Genomic DNA, 4,466 nt, shown 5'->3' with positions numbered 1-4,466 from the left:
GTCTGGCCGGTCAGCTCCCGGCGGTAGCCGAACGCGCCGCCGGCATATCCGGTGATCAGCCCGACCGAGGAGGTGATGTTCGCGGTGAGGGCGGGCATCCCGGTGGCGAGCAGCGCCGGGAAGGCGATCAGGGTTCCCCCTCCGGCCACGGCGTTCACCGCTCCGGCCAGCAGGCCGGCAACCGCCACGAGCGCGGCGTCTGGCACTCCCATGGCGTCCAATATTCACCGGAGCGGCCCGGTGCGAGTAGACAGATGGAGTGGCTGGTTCCGAGACGTTGAGGATCACAGGCCGGGTGCTGGTCGGGCCCGAGGAGGTCCGGGACGGGCTGTGGGTCGTGGACGGGAAGATCACGTTTGAGCGTCCCACCGGTGCCCGTGCCACCGATGCGCACACGGTGTCGGGGTGGGTGCTGCCCGGTCTGGTGGACGCGCACTGCCACGTGGGGCTGGACGCCCACGGCGCGGTCGACCGGGACACCGCCGAGCGGCAGATCCGCACCGACCGGGACGCGGGCGCGTTGCTGATCCGGGATGCGGGCTCGCCCGCGGACACCCGGTGGGTGGACGAACGTGAGGACCTTCCCCGACTGGTCCGAGCCGGCCGTCACCTCGCCCGGACAAAACGGTACATCCGCAACTTCGCTCTGGAGATCGAGCCTGACGAGCTGGCCGCCAACGTCACCGAGCAGGCCCGCCGGGCCGACGGCTGGGTCAAGATCGTAGGAGACTGGATCGACCGGGACACCGGGGATCTTTCCGCCTGCTGGCCGCGGGAGGCCGTCCGGGCCGCGATCGCGGCGGCCCATGCCGCCGGCGCCCGGGTCACCGCGCACTGCTTCGCCGAGGACTCTCTCACCGACCTGGTCGAGGCCGGGATCGACTGCGTCGAGCATGCGAGTGGGCTCACCGACGAGACGATCCCCCTCTTCGCCGAGCGCGGCGTCGCCATCGTGCCGACATTGATCAACATCGCTACCTTCGACGGCATCGCCGCCGCGGCGCAGGAGAAGTTCCCCGCCTACAGCGCGCACATGCGGGCGTTGCACGCCCGCCGGTACGACACCGTCCGCTCCGCCTACGAGGCGGGAATCGCGATCTACGTCGGCACGGATGCCGGTGGGTCGCTGGCGCACGGTCTCGTCGCGGACGAGGTCGTCGAGTTGGTGCGGGCGGGACTGCCTCCGGTGGCGGCCCTGTCGGCGACAACCTGGGCCGCGCGTGCGTGGCTGGGCTTTGCCGGGCTGGCTGAGGGGGCGCCGGCGGATTTCGTCGTCTACGCCGAGGACCCGCGGGTGGACGTCCGGGTGCTGGCCGCGCCGTTGCTGGTTGTCATGCGCGGCCGGGTGGTTGTACGTAACGGTCCTTGACCCGCTGTCACATAATGACGGTGTCGGGGTAGTGACAAAAAATTCGTTTCCGCGGTCGGCCCGTCGACGTGAGCAAAGCCCTGTCCTCGGGAACAACGTCGGGAAGAAGTCCGGAGCGAACCACGCCGAGCGGACGAGGCGGGAAACAAGGAGTTGTCTGATGCTCACACATGCCCGGTGGACGCACGTGGCCCTTCCTTCCAGCGACATCGACGCCTCGATCGACTTCTACACGACGATGACCCCGCTCGTGGTGGTCGCGACCCGCAAGGACGAGGCGGGCCGTAGCGCGTGGCTGTCCAACGACCAGCAGTGGCAGGATCCGTTTGTGCTGGTCCTCGCCGAGTTCACCGCCGAGCGTGGGCACCGTCAGCCGACGATGACGCCGTTCGCGCATATCGGGATCGAGGTGGCGGACCGCGCTGAGGTGGACGCGGTCGCCGGCCGGGCGAGGGCCGCGGGATGCCTGCACTGGGAACCGCAGGACATGCCCGACCCGGTCGGCTACATCTGCGCGGTGACAGACCCGGACGGGAACGTGATCGAGTTCAGTCACAACCAGAGGGTGTTCCAGACCATCCGCGAGCTGTGGGGCCCGTCCGGCCGGCGCGGTACGTCGGGGTGGGCGAGCCCTCCCAGGGACGATTCTCACCCGCCGATCGCGCGCAATGGCGCCAGGTGAGCCTGCAGCGTTCGATCGCCCCCAAGAGTCAAAGGCAGCGCGATCATGCTTCTTTCGCGCTGCCGGAGGCCCAGCTCTCCCAGGCCACTAAGGTGAAGCGGGCGGGACGACAGATGGGGCAGGCGCGAGCATGGGAGCGTCCCGTACGAGGGCACATCGCATGAGCGCGCATCGCATGAGGGCACATGGTGAGATCGGGGCATAAGGAAAGGCACTATGGCGGGCGGTCGGGCTGGCTGCGTGCCGCGGTGCTGGGCGCGGACGACGGCCTGGTGTCAACAGCGAGCCTGATGCTCGGGGTGGCCGCGTCGTCGGCATCCCGGACGGCCGTACTGACCGCGGGTCTTGCCGGGCTTGTCGCCGGGGCGACGTCGATGGCTGCCGGGGAATTCGTCTCGGTGAGCTCCCAGAAGGACGCCGAGCTGGAGGATCTTTCCGTCGAGGCTGCGGAGCTCGCGACCGATCCCGACGCCGAGCTGGACGAGCTGACCGGTATCTACGTCCGGCGCGGTCTGAGCCCCCGGCTCGCCCGGGAGGTGGCCGTGGAGTTCAGCCGTACCGATCCCCTTGCCGCGCATGCCCGGGATGAGCTCGGTCACTCGCCCGACAACGCCGCTCGTCCGGTGCAGGCCGCCGGGGCCTCGGCGCTGAGTTTCGCTGCGGGTGCCGCGCTCCCGCTGGTGGCGATGCTCGCCGGTTCCGGCACGGCCAGGGTCGTGCTGCTGATCGCGGTTACCGAGGTGGGGCTGGGTCTGCTCGGCGCCGTCGGCGCCGCACTCGGTGGCGCGAATCGGGTGCGGGCGGCGGTTCGCGTCGTTCTCGGTGGATCGGTTGCCATGGCCGTGACGGCCGCGGTCGGCGCACTCGTCGGCACCACCGTCGGATAATCCTGCGTCGGATAATCGCGTGGGCTGCCCCGAGCCGGTGACCCGCGTACCTTTCACGATCCCGCGGCCGAACCCAGCGCCGGGTCGGGCCTTCTCCACAAAACAAGCGAATTCTTCTGCCGTCGGAGTCCCCGGATCACTCCGTGCAGCCGGTCAATCCACTGCCGTACCCCGAAGCCGAGGTTTACCTTCGGTAGTCAGTTTGTGTCATGATCGGTGCGGGTAGAATGCCTACGCGCATGCCGGGTATCGGCTGCGACGGGCTGGTACCCGGCAGGTTTTCGGAGGGGTCGAGATGGCAAGAGCAAGAATGCTGGTAGTCCTTCTCGTCGGTGTGCTGCTCGCGACCACGGGCGCAATTCTTGTTGCCGGCCAGGCGCAGGCGACACAAGGTTTCTGCGGTATTTCATGGGGTAGTCTGCCGAAGACCGCGGAGCCGTACAACCAGAACCCGCTGACCAACATACGAACCGGTAGAGATCGCTGCTGGGACCGTATGGTGCTGGATGTGAACGGGCCCGCCGCCGGCTATGACGTCCGCTATGTGGACAGCGTCCACGCCGACGGATCGGGCCGGCTCATACCGCTGAACGGTGGGGCGAAGCTCCAGGTCGTTCTGAAGGCTCCCGCCTACGATCAGACCTTCCAGTCCACCTATTCCGGGATCGTCGGTCAGAAGCTGCCCGGCGTGAATCTCGCCGGTTATCAGACCTTCCGGGACGCCAAGTTCGCCGGTAGTTTTGAAGGACAAACCACGATTGGGCTCGGAGTTCGTGCTCGGCTGCCCTTCCGGGTCTTCAAGCTGGACAACCGGGTGGTGCTCGATGTCGCACACTTCTGGTCGTAGGCAGGCCGGCGGGTTCGTAGGCAGGCCGGCGGGGCGTGTGCCCAGGTTGGCGTGGATGCCGAGCACACGACTCGGCCACCTGCGGTGACCGTGCCAGCGGATAGTTGATCGACACCTGTCGCCGTGATGTCCGATGCTCGCCCGGTGCGGGCGGTGGTGGCTACTGGGAGTAGCGCTCCTTCCAGGACGATGACGGGTTCGAGGCTGCCCCGGCTGCCGCCGGCACCTTCCCCGGTCCTTCCCGCGGAACCACCGTGCGGCCCGCCGATCGAGTAGTTGTCCGGTTGCGCGAAGTGAGATGATCATCTAGTCTTCGTTCTCGGTAGAAGAAACTCGACCGAGAACGGAGGCGGGCCAGTTCGTGGTGGCCGGGAATAAGCACGTGATCCCGAGGTCGAGGGGCGGGAATTCCTCCAGTTTCGTCGTGGCTGATTTTATCTGGCCCGGTGGTCACCGATCCGAGTTTTCCTGCATTATTGGACGGTGACTGTCCTGGTTGTGTATCGTAGCTTCCTACACGGCTGTAAAGAGATGAATTATGTCGAAGAAGGCCGGTTCCATGACCGCTCCACCCGCCGGGGTCGTCACCAGAGTCGACGTCGACGAATTCGTAGAAAAACGCAGGTCAAGTGTCCGACGGCGCCTGTTGGAGACTGCGGCCTGGCTGACGACGCCACTGTT

The 4,466-nt window shown here is 67.3% G+C and carries 5 protein-coding genes; 4 read left to right on the top strand and 1 reads right to left on the bottom strand.

The genetic code is table 11. The features are described 5' to 3' along the window. A partial coding sequence (locus DD1DGNOD_RS20820; RefSeq protein WP_165036941.1) for a TSUP family transporter occupies positions 1-212 on the bottom strand: 212 nt, incomplete at its 3' end. Between the two features lie 47 nt (positions 213-259). Between DD1DGNOD_RS20820 and DD1DGNOD_RS20815 the strand changes: the two genes are divergently transcribed. From DD1DGNOD_RS20815 to DD1DGNOD_RS20800, 4 genes are all read left to right on the top strand, one after another. After that, positions 260-1,369 carry an amidohydrolase family protein gene (locus DD1DGNOD_RS20815; protein ID WP_131768189.1) on the top strand — a complete coding sequence of 370 codons (1,110 nt, stop codon included), beginning with the start codon at positions 260-262 and terminating at the stop codon, positions 1,367-1,369. A gap of 160 nt (positions 1,370-1,529) precedes the next feature. Further along, positions 1,530-2,051, top strand: coding sequence for a VOC family protein (locus DD1DGNOD_RS20810; RefSeq protein ID WP_131768188.1), 522 nt, complete (start codon positions 1,530-1,532; stop codon positions 2,049-2,051). A gap of 185 nt (positions 2,052-2,236) precedes the next feature. Continuing rightward, entirely contained in the window at positions 2,237-2,938 is a 702-nt protein-coding gene (locus tag DD1DGNOD_RS20805) for a VIT1/CCC1 transporter family protein (protein WP_131770872.1), read from the top strand. A gap of 295 nt (positions 2,939-3,233) precedes the next feature. After that, positions 3,234-3,785, top strand: coding sequence for an AMIN-like domain-containing (lipo)protein (locus DD1DGNOD_RS20800; RefSeq protein ID WP_430827846.1), 552 nt, complete (start codon positions 3,234-3,236; stop codon positions 3,783-3,785). The last annotated feature ends 681 nt before the right edge of the window (positions 3,786-4,466 follow it).

The sequence above is a fragment of the Candidatus Protofrankia californiensis genome (genome assembly GCF_900634765.1).
GTDB classification, from domain to species: Bacteria; Actinomycetota; Actinomycetes; order Frankiales; family Frankiaceae; genus Protofrankia; species Protofrankia californiensis.
The sequence above is the reverse complement of the archived record's forward strand: the minus strand, read 5'-3'. Positions and strand labels throughout refer to the sequence as shown.